This is a genomic window from Candidatus Manganitrophaceae bacterium (assembly GCA_012960925.1).
Lineage (GTDB): Bacteria > Nitrospirota > Nitrospiria > SBBL01 > JAADHI01 > DUAG01.
This window is the reverse complement of the sequence record DUAG01000057.1, coordinates 32,412-47,357: the sequence shown is the minus strand read 5'-3', so window position 1 is coordinate 47,357 and position 14,946 is coordinate 32,412. Positions and strand designations below refer to the sequence as shown.

The 14,946-nt window shown below is 52.5% G+C and carries 12 protein-coding genes, 1 tRNA gene and 2 pseudogenes; 12 read left to right on the top strand and 3 right to left on the bottom strand.

Annotated elements, in window-relative coordinates:
* Window positions 1–41: 41 nt before the first annotated feature.
* Both sucD and EYQ01_09395 read left to right on the top strand, forming a co-directional pair.
* Window positions 42–914: a succinate--CoA ligase subunit alpha gene (gene sucD, locus EYQ01_09400; GenBank protein ID HIE66001.1), complete on the top strand. Its 873-nt coding sequence runs from the start codon at window positions 42–44 to the stop codon at window positions 912–914.
* 14 nt (window positions 915–928) lie between these two features.
* Window positions 929–1,267, top strand: a complete 339-nt coding sequence (locus EYQ01_09395) for a DUF971 domain-containing protein (GenBank protein ID HIE66000.1) — start codon at window positions 929–931, stop codon at window positions 1,265–1,267.
* Here the strand turns inward: EYQ01_09395 and EYQ01_09390 are convergent.
* On the bottom strand, window positions 1,264–2,019 hold the full coding sequence (locus tag EYQ01_09390) for a hypothetical protein (protein ID HIE65999.1): 756 nt from the start codon (window positions 2,017–2,019) through the stop codon (window positions 1,264–1,266). The genes EYQ01_09395 and EYQ01_09390 overlap by 4 nt on opposite strands.
* Window positions 2,020–2,356: 337 nt before the next feature.
* On the opposite strand from EYQ01_09390, the gene EYQ01_09385 reads away from it, so the two are divergent.
* From EYQ01_09385 to EYQ01_09375, 3 genes and pseudogenes are all read left to right on the top strand, one after another.
* Window positions 2,357–2,692 carry a hypothetical protein gene (locus EYQ01_09385; protein HIE65998.1) on the top strand — a complete coding sequence of 112 codons (336 nt, stop codon included), beginning with the start codon at window positions 2,357–2,359 and terminating at the stop codon, window positions 2,690–2,692.
* Between the two features lie 1,309 nt (window positions 2,693–4,001).
* Window positions 4,002–4,076: pseudogene (locus tag EYQ01_09380) on the top strand (peptidylprolyl isomerase).
* Window positions 4,077–4,661: 585 nt separating this feature from the next.
* Window positions 4,662–4,895: pseudogene (locus EYQ01_09375) on the top strand (hypothetical protein).
* A 2,342-nt stretch (window positions 4,896–7,237) separates the two neighbouring features.
* On the opposite strand, the gene EYQ01_09370 reads toward EYQ01_09375, so the two are convergent.
* The gene (locus EYQ01_09370; GenBank protein ID HIE65997.1) at window positions 7,238–7,975 is read right to left on the bottom strand and encodes a competence/damage-inducible protein A; all 738 of its coding nucleotides are present in this window, start codon (window positions 7,973–7,975) and stop codon (window positions 7,238–7,240) included.
* Between the two features lie 486 nt (window positions 7,976–8,461).
* Here EYQ01_09370 and EYQ01_09365 point away from each other — a divergent pair, with 486 nt between their 5' ends.
* The 7 genes from EYQ01_09365 to EYQ01_09335 are packed head-to-tail and all read left to right on the top strand — an operon-like array spanning window position 8,462 to window position 14,434.
* Entirely contained in the window at window positions 8,462–9,493 is a 1,032-nt protein-coding gene (locus EYQ01_09365) for a molybdopterin molybdotransferase MoeA (protein ID HIE65996.1), read from the top strand.
* Window positions 9,490–9,849: a sulfurtransferase gene (locus tag EYQ01_09360; protein ID HIE65995.1), complete on the top strand. Its 360-nt coding sequence runs from the start codon at window positions 9,490–9,492 to the stop codon at window positions 9,847–9,849. Before EYQ01_09365 ends, EYQ01_09360 begins: the two co-directional genes overlap by 4 nt.
* Before the next feature lie 19 nt (window positions 9,850–9,868).
* Entirely contained in the window at window positions 9,869–10,198 is a 330-nt protein-coding gene (locus tag EYQ01_09355; protein HIE65994.1) for a (2Fe-2S) ferredoxin domain-containing protein, read from the top strand.
* Window position 10,199: 1 nt separating this feature from the next.
* Entirely contained in the window at window positions 10,200–11,603 is a 1,404-nt protein-coding gene (gene mtaB, locus EYQ01_09350; GenBank protein ID HIE65993.1) for a tRNA (N(6)-L-threonylcarbamoyladenosine(37)-C(2))-methylthiotransferase MtaB, read from the top strand.
* On the top strand, window positions 11,600–12,934 hold the full coding sequence (miaB, locus tag EYQ01_09345; protein ID HIE65992.1) for a tRNA (N6-isopentenyl adenosine(37)-C2)-methylthiotransferase MiaB: 1,335 nt from the start codon (window positions 11,600–11,602) through the stop codon (window positions 12,932–12,934). Before mtaB ends, miaB begins: the two co-directional genes overlap by 4 nt.
* Window positions 12,934–13,815, top strand: coding sequence for an alpha/beta hydrolase (locus EYQ01_09340; protein ID HIE65991.1), 882 nt, complete (start codon window positions 12,934–12,936; stop codon window positions 13,813–13,815). The genes miaB and EYQ01_09340 overlap by 1 nt, the downstream gene beginning before the upstream one ends.
* A gap of 13 nt (window positions 13,816–13,828) precedes the next feature.
* Complete coding sequence (locus tag EYQ01_09335) at window positions 13,829–14,434, top strand: hypothetical protein (GenBank protein HIE65990.1); 606 nt, start codon at window positions 13,829–13,831, stop codon at window positions 14,432–14,434.
* A gap of 346 nt (window positions 14,435–14,780) precedes the next feature.
* Here the strand turns inward: EYQ01_09335 and EYQ01_09330 are convergent.
* Window positions 14,781–14,856: transfer RNA gene (locus EYQ01_09330), tRNA-Phe, on the bottom strand.
* Between the last annotated feature and the right edge of the window lie 90 nt (window positions 14,857–14,946).

Genomic DNA, 14,946 nt, shown 5'->3' with positions numbered 1-14,946 from the left:
ATCCAAGCTGAATAGTTACTAATGATTAAAAAGGAGCGAGAATGAGTATCTTGGTTGACAAAAATACACGTGTTCTGGTCCAAGGGATTACTGGAAAAGAAGGTTCGTTCCACGCCGCAGACTGTAAGTCTTATGGAACACAAGTTGTCGCGGGTGTCACCCCGGGAAAAGGGGGAGCCGATTTTGAGGGGATTCCTGTCTATAACACGGTGGAGGAGGCGATCCATCAGACCGGAGCAGATGTCGCCCTCATTTTTGTCCCGCCGCCTTTTGCCGCGGATGCCATTATGGAATCAGCCCATGCCGGGATGCGACTTATTATCGCGATCACTGAAGGCATTCCTGTACTCGACATGATGAAGGTCAAGCAGTTCCTCGCAGACAAGCCGGTTCGTTTGATTGGACCGAATTGCCCCGGGGTGATTACTCCGGGAGAGTGCAAGATCGGGATTATGCCCGGATTTATCCATAAAAAGGGTTCTGTCGGTGTGGTCTCCCGGAGCGGGACCTTGACTTATGAAGCGGTCTGGCAATTGACGGAGCGTGGCCTGGGTCAGTCCACCTGTATCGGAATCGGAGGCGATCCGGTCAACGGGACTCATTTTGTGGATGTGCTAGAAATGTTTGAGAAAGATGAAGAGACCGAGGCGATTGTTCTCATCGGTGAAATCGGCGGAGATGCAGAGGAACTGGCGGCGGAATACATTAAGAAAGAAGTCAACAAGCCGGTCGTTTCCTTTATCGCCGGGATCACGGCTCCTCCGGGCCGAAGGATGGGACATGCCGGGGCCATCATCTCGGGAGGAAAAGGAACGGCGTTAGATAAGATGGCCGCGCTTGAATCCGCGGGTGTGACGGTGGTCAAGAATCCTGCCCTGATCGGTGAGGCCATCGAGAAGGTCCTTCAGAAGTAAGGATTAAGTCCATCATGATTCCAAAAGACGTAACCCCAACTGAGATAGAAAAAATTGGTACAACAGGGATTCGTGTGGCCTGGAGCGATGGCCACCAGGCGACTTATACGAATGCGGCCCTCCGCGAAGCCTGTCGCTGTGCCTCATGCGTTCATGAATGGAGTGGTGAAAAGATCATCTCGGCGGAAAACATACCGGACAACATTATGTCGATAGAAATAGAGGCAGTCGGGCATTATGCCGTCTCGATCGATTGGAATGATGGTCATACCACGGGAATTTATGCTTTTGATTATCTGAAGGAGATCTGTCCCTGCGAAGTGTGTGCTGGTGAGCGGAGACAGGAAAATTAGTTCAAAAGTGACTGAGCGCAGCGGAAGCCGTTGTCCGGACCTGCGATGTGGGGCCGGTTGTAGTTTCGAAAAGTGACCTGAGCAAACATATCATCAGCGAAGTGCCGATTAACATTAAAAGAACCACCGCGTACCACCTTCTGGAAAATTCCGTAATCTTCTGACGGAAAGGTATTCCCCGGGTAAGCCCGATACCAGGTGTCGGTCCATTCTGAGACATTCCCAGCCATATCGAAAACGCCGTAGGGGCTTTTATCTTTTGGAAAAGAGCCGACCGGCATCGGTGCTGCTCCCGTATTTGCCAATTTAAGTTCAAACTTATTTCCCCATGGATAGGCGCGCCCATCGGTCCCCCGCGCGGCCTTTTCCCATTCGGCCTCCGTCGGAAGACGTTTCCCAAGTGAATGACAGTAGCGGTCGGCATCATGCCAGGTGACGTGGGTCATCGGGATGTCTGGCGTGCGATCCGGTATTTTCATTTCCGGTTCAAACTTTTGATAAGCACCATGGGTGACTTCATGCTGGTCGATGTAGAAAGTGGGAAGTGAGACCTCGTGTTTCGGTTTAGAATCTTTCTGGCCCCACGGGGTATCCGGAGGAAGTTCATCGATCCCCATCCAGAAAGGGCCTGCTGGAATGATGACCATCCCTTGTGGTAAGTCCTTGTCTGCGGTTTTGATCTTTGAGGCCTGAAGGTTACCGGAAAAGAAAAGGAAGGCAACGACGATCAGGATATGACAAATATTTTTCATAAGCAGATTTTAAGATGCATTGAGGATGATGTCAACTGAACAAACCCTTACACCCCCATATTGTAGTTTCTGCCCGTAATCCATTTGTCGTCTACTCCTCCATTTAACATCGTCATTTGCCCCTTCACAATGGGTAAATCACCTGTCTTATTATCGTTCTTTTCGACCCCCCCTCCATTGATTACAATAATACCTTATATTTTAATTAGTTATGATGACATCCCCACTTCTATCTCTATGGCATGGTGATTGCATCCCACATAGAGATAATTGCTTCTTTTCGAGGATACATCCAAAAAAAGGGTTTCAATTAACCGGATTTTATTACGGGGGAGAAATGAAAATTTTGCGTAAGTCTAAACTCAAACATAAAATACCAATCGGAGTGTTCATTCTCATCTTAATAGGTGCCATCGCCGGTTGCGGTGAGGGAGGATCTTCGGCTCCGGGCATCGAAAATTCTCAAGATATAGGAGCTCGCCAGAATGAGGAGATTCCCGTCGTTCTAAAAAAAAGTTTAGGACCACGAAAGGAGATATGTTGGAAAGGGAAGAGTCGATTAAAGGAAATAGAGCTTCAAAGAGATCTAAAAGCGAGTTTTAGAAAGTTGGAGTGTAACCAGATCACCAGAAGGGTAAAGGCGATACAAAATCAAATACGTGCACAAAGATAGCCACGTATTTGATTGGACCTTTTTATCTCTAGTCAGCACGTAAGGAGGACTTAGACATGATAACAAAAGAAAAAATGACAGCCAAGAACGTATATGTTACTAAGGTATGTATAATGCGTAGAGTTCTCGTTCTTGTCGCAATTCTTGCGGTCACTGGGTTTCCCATAATTTCGGCCTTTGGACAGCCCACTCCGGTCAATCAGGCTGAGGATCTGACAGCTGAGGCTGAGGCTCTGGCGGATCAGGCTGAGGTTCAGGCGGTTCAGGCTGCGGATCAGGCGGCTCAGGCTTCGGCTCAGGCGGCTCAGGCTGCGGCTCTAGGGGCTGCGGCTGAGGCGGCTCAGGCTGCGGTGACGGCTGAGGCTCTAACGGCTCAGGCTGAGGCTGAGGCTGAGGCTCTGGCGGTTCAGGCGGAGCTTGTGGCGGCTCAGGCTGAGGCTGAGGCTGAGGCTCTGGCGGTTCAGGATGAGGCTCTGGCGGCTCTGATTGAGGCTCAGGCTGAGCCTCTGGTTGAGGCTCTGGCGGCTGAGGCTGCGGCGATTCTGGCGGTTGAGGCGGTTGAGGCGGCTCAGGCTGGGGAGTTTCAGACTACGGCTCTGGCTGCGGCTCAGGCGGCTCAGGTTGAGGCTCTGGCGGCTGAGGTTACGGCTCTGGCGGCTGCGGATCAGGCGGCTCAGGCTTCGGCTGAGGCGGCCCAGGCTGAGTTGGCTGCGGCTCAGGCTGCGGTGACGGCTGAGGCTACGGCGGCTCAGGCTGAGGCTCAGGCTGAGGCTCTGGCGGTTGAGGCTGAGGCTCAGGCGGTTGTGGCTGAGGCTGCGGCTGCGGCTCAGGCGGTTCAGAATGAGGCTCTGGCAGCTCTGATTGAGTTTCAGGCTGAGCCTCTGGCTGAGGCTCAGGCGGCTGAGGCTGCGGCGATTCTGGCGGCTCAGGAGGCTCAGGCGTTTCTGGATGGGGATCTTCAGACTGCGGATCTGGCGGCGGCTGAGGCGGCTCAGGCTGAGGCTCTGGTGGCTCAGGCTGTGGTTCAGACTGAGGCTCAGGATGCTGAGGCTCTGGCGGTTCAGGCTGCGGCTGCGGCGGTTGAGGCTGAGGCTCAGGCGGTTGTGGCTGGGACTCTGGCGGCTGCGGCTGAGGCTCTGTTGGCTGAGGCTGAGGTTGAGGCTGAGGCTCTGGCGGCTGCGGCTGAGGTTCTGGCGGATCAGGCTGCGGCTCAGGCGGTTCAGGATGCGGCTGCGGCTGCGGCTCTGGTGGCTCAGGATACGGCTCAGGCGGCTCTGGTGGCTCAGGATGCGGCGAATCAGGCTGCGGCTGCGGCGGTTGAGGCTGAGGCTGCGGCTGCGGCGGTTGAGGCTGAGGCTGCGGCTGCGGCTGCGGCTGCGGCGGTTGAGGCTGAGGCTGCGGCTGCGGCTCTGGCGGTTCAGAATGAGGCTCTGGCAGCTCTGATTGAGTTTCAGGCTGAGCCTCTGGTTGAGGCTCAGGCGGCTGAGGCTGCGGCGATTCTGGCGGCTCAGGAGGCTCAGGCGTTTCTGGATGGGGATCCTCAGACTGCGGCTCTGGCTGCGGCCGAGGCGGCTCAGGCTGAGGCTCAGGCTGTGGCTCAGGTGGCTCAGCTTGTGGCTGCGGCTGCGGCGGTTGAGGCTGAGCTTGCGGCTACGGCTGCGGCGGTTGAGGCTGCGGATCAGGCTGTGGCGATTCAGGCTGAGGTTCTGGCTGCGGCTCTGGCGGTTGAGGCTGAGGCTGCGGCTGCGGCTGCGGCGGTTGAGGCTGAGGTTCAGGCTGTGGCTCTGGCGGTTCAGGATGAGGCTCTGTTGGCTGTGATTGAGGTTCAGGCTGAGCCTCTGGCTGAGGCTCAGGCGGCTCAGGCTGAGGCTCAGGCGGCTCAGGCTGTGGCTCTGTTGGCTCTGGAAGGGACGGCTCAGACTGCGGATCGGGCTGCGGCTCTGGCGATTCAGGCTGCGGCTCAGGATGCGGCTCAGGCGGCTCAGACTTCGGCTCTGGCGGCTCAGGCTTCGGCTCAGGCTGTGGCTCAGGCTGCGGCTCTGGCGGATCTGGCTTCGGCTCAGTTGGCTGAGGCTGCGGCTCAGGCTGAGGCTCTGGCGGTTCAGGCTTCGGCTCAGGCGGTTCAGGCTTCGGCTCAGGCGGTTCAGGCTTCGGCTCAGGCTGTGGCTCAGGCGGCTCAGGCGGCTCAGGCTGCGGCGATTGAGGATGAGGCTCTGGCGGTTCAGGATCCGGTTCTGTTGGCTGAGGCTCAGGCAGCTCAGAATCTAGCTCTGGCGGCTCAGGGTTTGGCTCAGACTGCGGTTCAGACGGCTCTGGATGAGGCTCAGAGGGCTCTGGATGCTCAGGCTCTGGCGATTCAGGCTGCGACTCAGGCTGCGACTTTGGAGGCTCAGAATTTGGCTCAGACTGCGGCTCTGGCGGCTCTGGATGAGGCTCAGACGGCTCAGGCTGCGGCTCAGGCTGATGCTCTGGCGGCTCTGGCGCCTGAGGATGATGCTCTGGCGACTCTGGCGGCTCAGGCTGGGATTCGGGCGGAAAATGCTGAGGTTCTGTTGGCTCAGATTGAGGCGGATCAGGCTGCGGCTCTGGCTGCGGCTCTGTTGACTCAGCCTGCGGCTCAGGCTGCGGCTCTGGCGGCTCAGGATGCGGCTCTGGCGGTTCTGGCGGCTGAGGCGGCTCAGGATCCGGTTCTGTTGGCTCAGGTTGCGGCTCAGGCTGATGCTCTGGCGGATCTGGCGGGTGATCCTGTGGCTCTGGCTGTGGCTGAGGCGGCTCAGGATGCGGTTCTGGTGGCGGCTCAGGCTCAGGTGGCTCAGGAGGCTCTGGCGGCTCAGGCTGATGCTCTGTTGGCTCAGGCTGCGGTTCAGGCTGCGGCTCTGGCGGCTCAGGCTGATGCTCTGGTGGCTCAGGCTGCGGTTCAGACTGATGCTCTGTTGGCTCAGGGGCCTCAGGCTGTGGCTCTGGCGGCTCAGGATGCGTTTCAGGCAGCTCAGGATGCGTTTCAGGCAGCTCAGGATGCGTTTCAGGCGAATCAGGATGAGGCTCGGGCTGGCGTTCGGGCTGATGCTCTGGCTGCGGCTGAGGCGATTGTTGCGGCTGAGGCTGCGGATCAGGCGGCTCTGGGTTTTGCGCCGCCTAAGACATGCCCTACCTCGCCGTGTGTGGAACTGATGAACGGAGTTCTATTGACATTAAAAGTGCCCGAATCGCCATTTGCGACCGAGGGCCCGATCTGGGATATTGATACTGCTAATCAGTCGATTAATGTGACCGGAAAAACTCTGACGCTCCCCAGGTTCCTCGATGGTCAGCACCTCGAGTTAAACGGTTCGTCGGCCTTTGGTCAGGACGGTGAAGCTGAGACCGGTATCAACGCGACGACCTTCGATCGCCTGCTAGATCTTAACGCAACTGATCGCGACGTGTTACCAGCAAGACAGGGCGCTGCTCGGTCGCTTTTCAGCACGAGTGAGGCCAGGCGTGTCGATGCTACTAAACCTCTGAGTCGTAATCTCGCGGCCTATCAGAATATGAAAGCGAACTATTTTAGGTACGTTAAAGCGGCCGCTGCCAAGCACGACGTCTTGCCGGCAGATTTTCTCGACCGTGCCGGTATAGGTCGGACCGGTGGGGACGTCTATCCGGTGACTGCGGGCGCGACGCTGAAATCGGCCGGACATATTTATGTGGGTCCAGGTGGTGGTGAATATTATATTCCAGACATCGAGGCTGTCCTTGAGCTTTCTGAGAATGTTGCGAGCGGAAAGATCATAAGTATCGATGCAGGAGATGCTGTAACGCCTGCCTCCTTCGTGATCGGCGAGTTACTAATAATCATGAACCAGGACCCCCGGTTCGGGGCTCATATATTCGGGCTGGCTGAAATGGATATCTCCCTGGATATTTTTGTTGCGCAAGGTATAGGCAAGACTGTTGACACCATCGGCCATTCGATCGGTGAACACGTTCTTTTTGTGCAGGAAATCATTACGGACTTGATTGACACCTCGAAGGGTATCATCGTGGGGACCGAGCGTTGGCAATTAGAGGACGTATCAAACCGGATCCGCTTCCGCGGCCATGTCAGTCAGGTGAACGTCACTGGACAGAAAGGCCCTTGCCCTCTACCTGCTACGATAGGAGAGTGCCTCCGGACCGAGGTGGCCCTGCAGGTTCAGTTCTTTGACGCAGATAGCTTCCAAATCGGAGATACCTTTACTGCCCTCCTAGATCCTCCTGGGGCTGATCTCGTCCTTGGTGTGGGTGCTGGAGCACCTCCAGGCGCGGTTTTTGACTTCCGAAGCCGAGGCGAAATTAACGTAGCGGAAGTGAGCACAATAGATGTTAGCTTGGTCTACCTTTATAATGGCATAAACAGTGAGACCGGTGTAAGCTTCATCGTGGGGGAGACGGTCGGCCTCAAAACAATATTTCGAGACGCGGTGGTAGATCCACTACCATAATCGTTCAGCTTCAAAATAGCTGTAAGTTTCCAAAGGGGTAATAACATACTGAAAGCCTCCTACCGCAAGCGGTAGGAGGCTTTCAGTACTGCTCGACTCTTATGATCTTTTTTCCTGGCAACAGATTGGTCAGAGATTTGACCGCTTCTTCGAGATAGATTTTATCTTTTGATTCGATTGTGATGATCATTTTGTAATCCGGCTGATGTGAAATCGGATAGGACCCGAGCAGGATATTCGGGAAACGTTTAAGCGTCATTTTTAAGTCTTCAGCAACCGTGATCTCGTCATCGGAAAAATATATCTTTTTGAGATAATAGGGCGGTTCTCTGAAACGCTCTTTAATCGCCTCAAACTTTTTCACAAAAAGTTCAGGGATTCCGGGGAGAATATAAATTTCATCAAAATGAAGTACCGGAATGCGAAGCCCTTCCGCGTAAAGGAGTTCTATTCCTTCGGGCACCAGGGCCAGGGCCATCTGCGTGGGCGTCACAACGCCGCGATAAATCTCCTTCAACAGGCGCGTCAACTCTGGATGCTGGATAAGTGGCTGTCCGACGGCCTCCGCAATCCCGGCCATGGTGACATCATCGTGGGTTGGGCCGACACCGCCACTTGTAAAGATGAGATCATACTTCCCTCGGCAGTAAACAGTTTCTTCTGATATGTGTTTCACATCATCGGGGATGATGACAATGCGTTGCAGGTCAACCCCTAAAGAGCGCAGCTCATGGGCTAGATAAACGGCATTCAGATCGGCAATCTTTCCGGAAAGGAGCTCGTTTCCGATAATAATGGCTGCGGCATTTTTGCTGTTCATGCTCAAGGATGTCCTGGTTCTCGCTGAATCGTACTTGTACTTCGCATATATATTGGTTAGGGAAGTGGTTTTCCGCAGTCTTTGCAATTATCGGCTTCTGAAAAATTTTCAGTTTTGCACGAAGGACATACCTTTGGGATGCAACCAGGGGGAGGCCGCCGAATGATGGGTAGCGCAAACATAACGATCCAAACGCCGAGAATGACAAAACCAAACATAATAAAAAGAGGATCACCCATGCTTTATCTTAATCCTTATGTCCGGACCCCAAACCATAAATCCAGGGGTCCCTTAGACTTTAATTCTTTATCCATTCGCAGTTTTCGGGAAGGACCGTGCCGATTGGATTGTGTTTCTTCATCTCTAATATAGAGAAGTTCCGTTCAAAAACCAAATCTTTTTATAGGAGATCTTGAATCAAGCGACCTTTCATGATATTAATCCATCCAAGTAATGAAACGCTATTGAGAGGATAAAGGGGATAGTATGAAACCAAATGGGGATCCGATTGAGGACGCATGGCAGGTTTTTCTTTCCAAGGCGGGGAAGGGACCACTCGGAATTGAAAAAATCTCCATTTTGTCGGCAAGCGGTCGCATTTTGGCAGAGGATATTGTTGCAGAAATGGATGACCCGCCTTATGCCAGATCAATTATGGAGGGTTACCTGGTCTCTCCTTTGGATATATCGGATGCTTCAAAAGAAAAGCCAGTCTCTCTCGGTATTGCTGGAGATATCCCGGTTGGCAGTGGAGAGGCGGTGGGCCTTGGCCCCGGAAAGGCCTTCAGTGTCACCACGGGTAGTTATATCCCGTCTGGAGAGTATTCGGTCATCAAGAAATGGGATGTTCAGGGGCGGGGAGATCAGATTGTCATAGACAAGCCTACGACAAAGGGAGAGAACATAGAGGCTGAGGGAAGCGAGAGGAAAAAAGGGGACGCCCTTTTTTCCAAAGGGACGCGAATTCTGGGAGAAGATATTTTTCTTCTGGCCAGTCAAGGGGTATTGGAAGTCAAGGTTGCCAATGCGCCGCGAGTCGCGATCTTCTCTTCCGGGAATGAGGTCATTCCACCCACTGCCCCGTTCAGAAAGGGAGCCATCTGGGATTGTAATTCATATGGGCTTTCTGCCTTGATTCGGGATGCTGGCGGGGTGCCGGTTTTTAAAGGCATTATAAAAGATGATTTTGATCTGTTTAGAGAAAAGGTCAAGGAGGCTTTTAAAGAGGTTGATATGGTTGTGATATCCGGGGGCACTGCAGTGGATGGAAGAGATTTTACAGCCGATCTCTTAAATGCGCTTGAGCCACCGGGTACGCTGGTCAATGGAATACCGATGCGTTCGGGCAAGCCAATCGTTCTCGGCGTTTCGGGAGTCGTACCAATTGTCTGCGTCGCTGGACATCCTCCGGAGGCCGCACGGGGTTTTAATCTTTTTGGGCGGCCGATGATGGCCCATCTCATGGGAGAATGTACTGAGGAAGCGGAATCACCAAAACTTGTAGGAGGAAAACCATGAAAACTTGGAAAGACTTGGTTGTTGAAGCAAAGCAGGAGATTGGACTTCTTCAGGTGGGTGATGTGAAAGAGAAGCTTGATCGAGGGGACGAATTCATCCTGATTGATGTCCGTGAGCAGGAAGAGGCACAAAAGGGACGTATCGAGAAGAGTGTTTTTATTCCGCGCGGTGTCCTGGAAATGACCGCGCAGCAGAATTTTAGGGATCCGCGTAAACCGATTATTCTCTATTGTGCCGGTGGCGGAAGAAGTGCGGTGGCCGCGCAATCCTTGAAAAAGATGGGATATGAGGATGTTTCCTCCATGGAGGGGGGATTCGAAGGCTGGAAACGCTCCGGTCTTCCGGTGGAGTCTTAAGGACCACAAGACCTTGGCGATGCAAAAATATCAATACCATCTCTTTATCTGTATGAATAAACGGGCCGAAAATGACCCTCGAGGGTGCTGCCTTTCAAGAGGCTCCGAAGAAATTCTAAGCACCTTCAAGGTAGAGCTCAAAAAGCGAGGTCTGAAGGGAAAAATCCGTGCGAACCGGGCCGGATGTCTTGATGCCTGCGCGTTCGGACCTTCTGTTGTGATCTACCCGGAAGGAATCTGGTATACCGTGAAAACTAAAGAAGACGCCTTAGAGGTGATCGAGGAACACCTCGTCAAGGGTAAAACCATCGAGAGACTCCTGATGAAAAGTCCGTGGGCAAAAGGTTAAGGTGCTGATCCAAATCGATCCAAATCCGACAATCGCGTCTCGTCCTGAACTCAGGGTTTCTCTCCATGCGCTCGGTTGTCGACTCAATCATTCTGAAAGTGTCTCTATCGGGGGCACATTTCACCATGCAGGATTTCAGGTCGTGAGTGATGGTCAACCGGCAGATTTGTCTATTATTAATTCATGTGCCGTCACTGAGCAGGCTGAGGCGAAATGTCGTGCTCTGGTACGTCGAATATTGAAAAAAAAACCTGACACCTTTATTGCCGTAACAGGCTGTTACGCTCAAACCAGCGTTGATTCCCTAAAGGAGATCCGAGGAATTGATCTTATCGCCGGAACGGACCAAAAGATGGAACTCGCGTCTCTTGTTCAAAGCCTTATTCAGGTTCGCCGCGATAAGGGAGACGCAAGCGGGATGCAGGGAGGCGAGGTGCTCTTAAAACAGTCGCGCCCTCTGGTCTTCCACACGCCAAAGATCCGTCGGGGAGATTTTACGATTGAAACCGAACGCTTCGCCGTTTTCGATCATACAACCCGTCCCAACATCAAGATTCAGGATGGCTGTGATTTCTTTTGTACTTTCTGTATTATTCCTTATTCACGGGGTCGCTCAAGAAGCCGGCGTATGGATGATATCCTTCTGGAGGTATCGGCCTGGGTGGCCCGGGGTCATCGTGAAATTGTCCTCACCGGGGTCAACCTGGGAGAATATGCCACAGAGGAAGGCGGGCTTTCAGACCTGATTGATGCCTTGGAAGGGATTGAGGGGCTTCGCCGGATTCGAATCTCATCTATTGAGCCGACCACGATTACATCAAGGCTCCTGGACCAGTTTTTAAATTCAAAAAAACTCTGTCCTTACCTTCATTTGCCTCTTCAAAGCGGCAGTGATCGCATCCTTTCACTTATGGGAAGAAGATATACACAAAAAGAGTACGTTGACTTTGTAAAGACGGTCACCGCGATGATTCCGCATCTTTGCCTGGGTACCGATGTGATGGTCGGCTTTCCAGGTGAAGGAGAGACGGAGTTTCAGGAAACCGTCTCCTTAATCGAGTCGCTCCCTTTTTCCTATCTTCATGTCTTTCCATTTTCGAGACGAAAGGGGACGCGGCTCAATAGAATGTCCCTCACACCTGTTCCTCCATCCACGGTTAAAGAGCGGTCTCGGGTCTTGTGTGATTATTCCAGGCAAATCCGCAGAAATTATTATCACGCCTTTATGGGGCAAAGGGTCGAGGTTTTGTTTGAAACGAGGAATAAAGACGGCCTCTTTTGTGGTTTGACAGGGAATTATATCCGTGTCGGTGTTTCCAGTGAGCAGGATCTCTCAGGTCACCTCATGTGGGTCCGTATCCAGCGGATAGAAAACGGGCTGGCCATTGGGGAGATTACAGGATGAAGGTTTACCTGGAAACCTATGGATGTCAGATGAATGAATACGACTCGGAACTGGTTCGATCTATCCTCACAACGGCCGGAAATGAATTGACTCCCAGACTCGATGAGGCCGAAGCGGTCTTGATCAATACCTGTGCGATTCGTGAGAATGCGCACCGTAAGATATACGGCCGTCTTGACCTGCTTCGCCCTTTGAAGAAACGCTTGAGAGGGCAGGGTCGGGATCTTGTGGTGGGTCTCCTTGGGTGTATGGCGCAAAATTTAAAACAAGAGCTCTTTAAACATCCGGTTTTGAATCTGATTGTCGGGCCAGATAACTACCGAGCCCTTCCAAAGCTGATCACGCGAGTGAAGAAACAGGGGAGCAAAGAGATTGATGCCAATCTTTCTGAATATGAAACATATCGTGGTATCGCCCCCGCGCGTGTGGAGGGGGTCAATGCCTGGATCGCAATTATGCGTGGCTGCGACAACTTCTGTTCCTTCTGTGTTGTCCCCTACACAAGAGGCCGGGAAAGAAGCCGGGAAATAGATGATGTTTTGGAAGAGGTGAAGGCCCTTGCCGCACAGGGATATCGCCAGGTCACCCTCCTCGGTCAGAATGTAAATTCATATCGAAGCAAGGGTGGAGCCTTTTCCGACCTGATCTTAAAGGTTGCAGACGTTCCCGGAATCCAACGCGTCCGCTTTACCTCACCCCATCCAAAGGACTTCCCGCAGGCTCTTTTGGAGGCCATCTCATCGCATCCGAATATCTGCAAGCATATCCACCTTCCGCTTCAAGCGGGGAGTGACCGTATACTAGAGATGATGAACCGAACTTATCAGATGAAAGAATATATGACGCTGGTCAATATGATCCGGAAAATGATTCCCGGGGTTGTCCTGACGACGGATATTATTGTCGGTTTTCCAAGCGAAACCGAAAAAGAATCCAGGGAGACGGCCGAGGTGATGGAAGCAGTCGGTTTTGACAGTGCCTACATCTTTAAATATTCCGAGCGCAAAGGGACCATTGCCTCAAGAGAGTTTTCGGATAATGTCTCGGCCGATGAAAAGAAGGATCGGATCATCCGGCTCTTCGATATACAACGCCGGATTTCTTTGGAAAAAAACCAGAAACGTATCGGACAGAACATTGAGGTACTCATTGAAGGATCAGCGGACAAACGCCCCGATCATCAAATGGGCAAGAGCGATGGAAATCAGACAGTAATTTTTCCCAATACCTCCCTTCACAGGGGATCGCTGGTTATGGTTGAAATCATGGAAGCCTCCGCCGGGACTCTCTACGGAAACCCTCTGCACACTCCCGCCTTGACCTGTATTTGATGATGAGCGATTCCCCCCTTTCTTTTCATCTGGAGCGTGGATCGATTCAAAGTGGCGATATCCCACTTGCTTTCCAGTCCGTTCTCCCAGAGGATCCTAAGGCACTTCTAATAATCGTACACGGCATCAGCGAACACAAGGGGAGGTACCTTTGTCTCCAAAATGATCTGGCGTCAGCAGGATTTGGAAGTTATGCCTATGATCAGCGGGGTTTTGGTCATTCGGGGGGGAAGCGAGGCCATGTTGATCGCTACAGCGACTATCTTCATGATATCAAGGCGGTGATCACCTTTGTGCGCTTAAGCCATCCTTCAGCCAAGGTCTTTCTGATCGGTCATAGTCTGGGAGGATTAATTTCCGCCACATTTTGTGTTGATTTTCCTCATGAAGCCGACGGCCTCGTCTTGTCCGCCCCCGCATTTGATGTGCTTGTTCTCCCCTGGGCACTTGAAAAGCTGGTTCGCTTGTTGAACTGTCTCTTACCTACCCTGCCGATGCATTATCCGAGTCTGGATGGGAAAAAAAGTCACGACCCTGAGGTCGATATCGCCTTCAATAAAGATCAGTTTGTCCAGACAAAGGCGACACCCCGGTTTTACGTTGAATTTAGAAAGATGAATGACTATCTCAGAAGTTCTGTCGGCAAGATCATCATCCCGACACTCATCCTGCAGGGAAGAGCGGACCGGATAGTCCGACCGGAGGGTGCCCAGACCATATTTGACCACTTGAAAATCATAGAAAAACGATTAGTATGGTATGAAGGATTTTTTCATGAAATTTTTAATGAGGTGGGTCGAGAGAGGGTGATCTCCGATCTTGTTACATGGTTGAAAGGAACAATCGATGGGGTTTCAGAAGAAACTGTTGTCTCCGATTAGAGGAGGTGCGATGATGAAAAACTTTATAGGAATCGTGGGTCTTCTCCTGGTTCTTTCCCATTCAGCACCTTCCGAAGGGGTGACGCTTCCGGGGGGATTCGGGAAAACCGTGTGGGGGATGTCCTGGGAGGAAGTGATCACGACATATCAGGTTAAACTGGTTCCCCCTAAAAGCGCTGATCCTGGAGGTATCTGGGCGATACAGGGACCGGCACCTGGAGAATTGACTGTCTCCGGCGAAGCGCTCGGAGAGCCGGAGGTCCGCTCTGTCAGCTTTGGCATTCACCCAAAATGGGGGCTTGTCATTGCGCATGTGCGTTTTAAGAATACGAACGACCCCTCTCATGTCGAAAAGCTCCTGCCAAAGTGGACGGCAGAGTATGGCGCGCCAAAAGAGAAACGTCCCGGCCCGAAGGTGATCTGGGAAGATGACGAAACGCACATTGAGCTGACCTACCACACGGTCTCGCTACGCCATCCGACACCCTCTGACCACCTTGCTATCGTCCTCTGGAGTATCCCCCTGATGGACAAGCTTGACGATCAGGAAACAGGACTACAACACGTCCCTGATGTGGAAAAGCTAGAGCCGATGCAAGAGCTTCATAAAAAAAAGTAGAGGTTATGCTGGATCGTGACAATTATTTAAGTTGATGTCGAACCCGTTATGGTGTAGCATTCTGTTATGGGAAACATGATATTGCTTGCAGCAGGTATCTTTCTTCTTTTCATGGCTGCTTTGTCGGTCCCCCCGCCTCCTGAATGACCCTTGGTGTTGTGTGTGTACAATTAAATTTGCTCAAAGATCCTGGGGTCCCGGAAGGGAGAAGGCGGTGACGCTGAACTCGCCTGAGGTGAAGAGGGAAGAGTATTTCTAAGGAGTTGAGAAGGCCCTCTCGGCTGGAAATTGTCCGGAACCGTGTAAAGTCTGGATGTCCAAGCGCCTTTGGGGAAGGTTTTTTAAGTGGTGCCGAGACGCAGAATCGAACTGCGGACACGAGGCTTTTCAGGCCTCTGCTCTACCGACTGAGCTATCTCGGCAATGGAGGTTGACACTAGCAAATGAGATGCATATTGTCAACCTCTTTCCCTGCCCGAATGGCCAGAGATCGATCATTTTTCTAAATTTAT

Bases quoted from the DNA above. Each gene is read 5' to 3' on its own strand.
- sucD (HIE66001.1), top strand. From the start codon at position 42: ATGAGTATCTTGGTTGACAAAAATACACGTGTTCTGGTCCAAGGGATT.
- EYQ01_09395 (HIE66000.1), top strand. From the start codon at position 929: ATGATTCCAAAAGACGTAACCCCAACTGAGATAGAAAAAATTGGTACA.
- EYQ01_09390 (HIE65999.1), bottom strand. From the start codon at position 2,019: ATGAAAAATATTTGTCATATCCTGATCGTCGTTGCCTTCCTTTTCTTT.
- EYQ01_09385 (HIE65998.1), top strand. From the start codon at position 2,357: ATGAAAATTTTGCGTAAGTCTAAACTCAAACATAAAATACCAATCGGA.
- EYQ01_09370 (HIE65997.1), bottom strand. From the start codon at position 7,975: ATGAACAGCAAAAATGCCGCAGCCATTATTATCGGAAACGAGCTCCTT.
- EYQ01_09365 (HIE65996.1), top strand. From the start codon at position 8,462: ATGAAACCAAATGGGGATCCGATTGAGGACGCATGGCAGGTTTTTCTT.
- EYQ01_09360 (HIE65995.1), top strand. From the start codon at position 9,490: ATGAAAACTTGGAAAGACTTGGTTGTTGAAGCAAAGCAGGAGATTGGA.
- EYQ01_09355 (HIE65994.1), top strand. From the start codon at position 9,869: ATGCAAAAATATCAATACCATCTCTTTATCTGTATGAATAAACGGGCC.
- miaB (HIE65992.1), top strand. From the start codon at position 11,600: ATGAAGGTTTACCTGGAAACCTATGGATGTCAGATGAATGAATACGAC.
- EYQ01_09340 (HIE65991.1), top strand. From the start codon at position 12,934: ATGATGAGCGATTCCCCCCTTTCTTTTCATCTGGAGCGTGGATCGATT.
- EYQ01_09335 (HIE65990.1), top strand. From the start codon at position 13,829: ATGAAAAACTTTATAGGAATCGTGGGTCTTCTCCTGGTTCTTTCCCAT.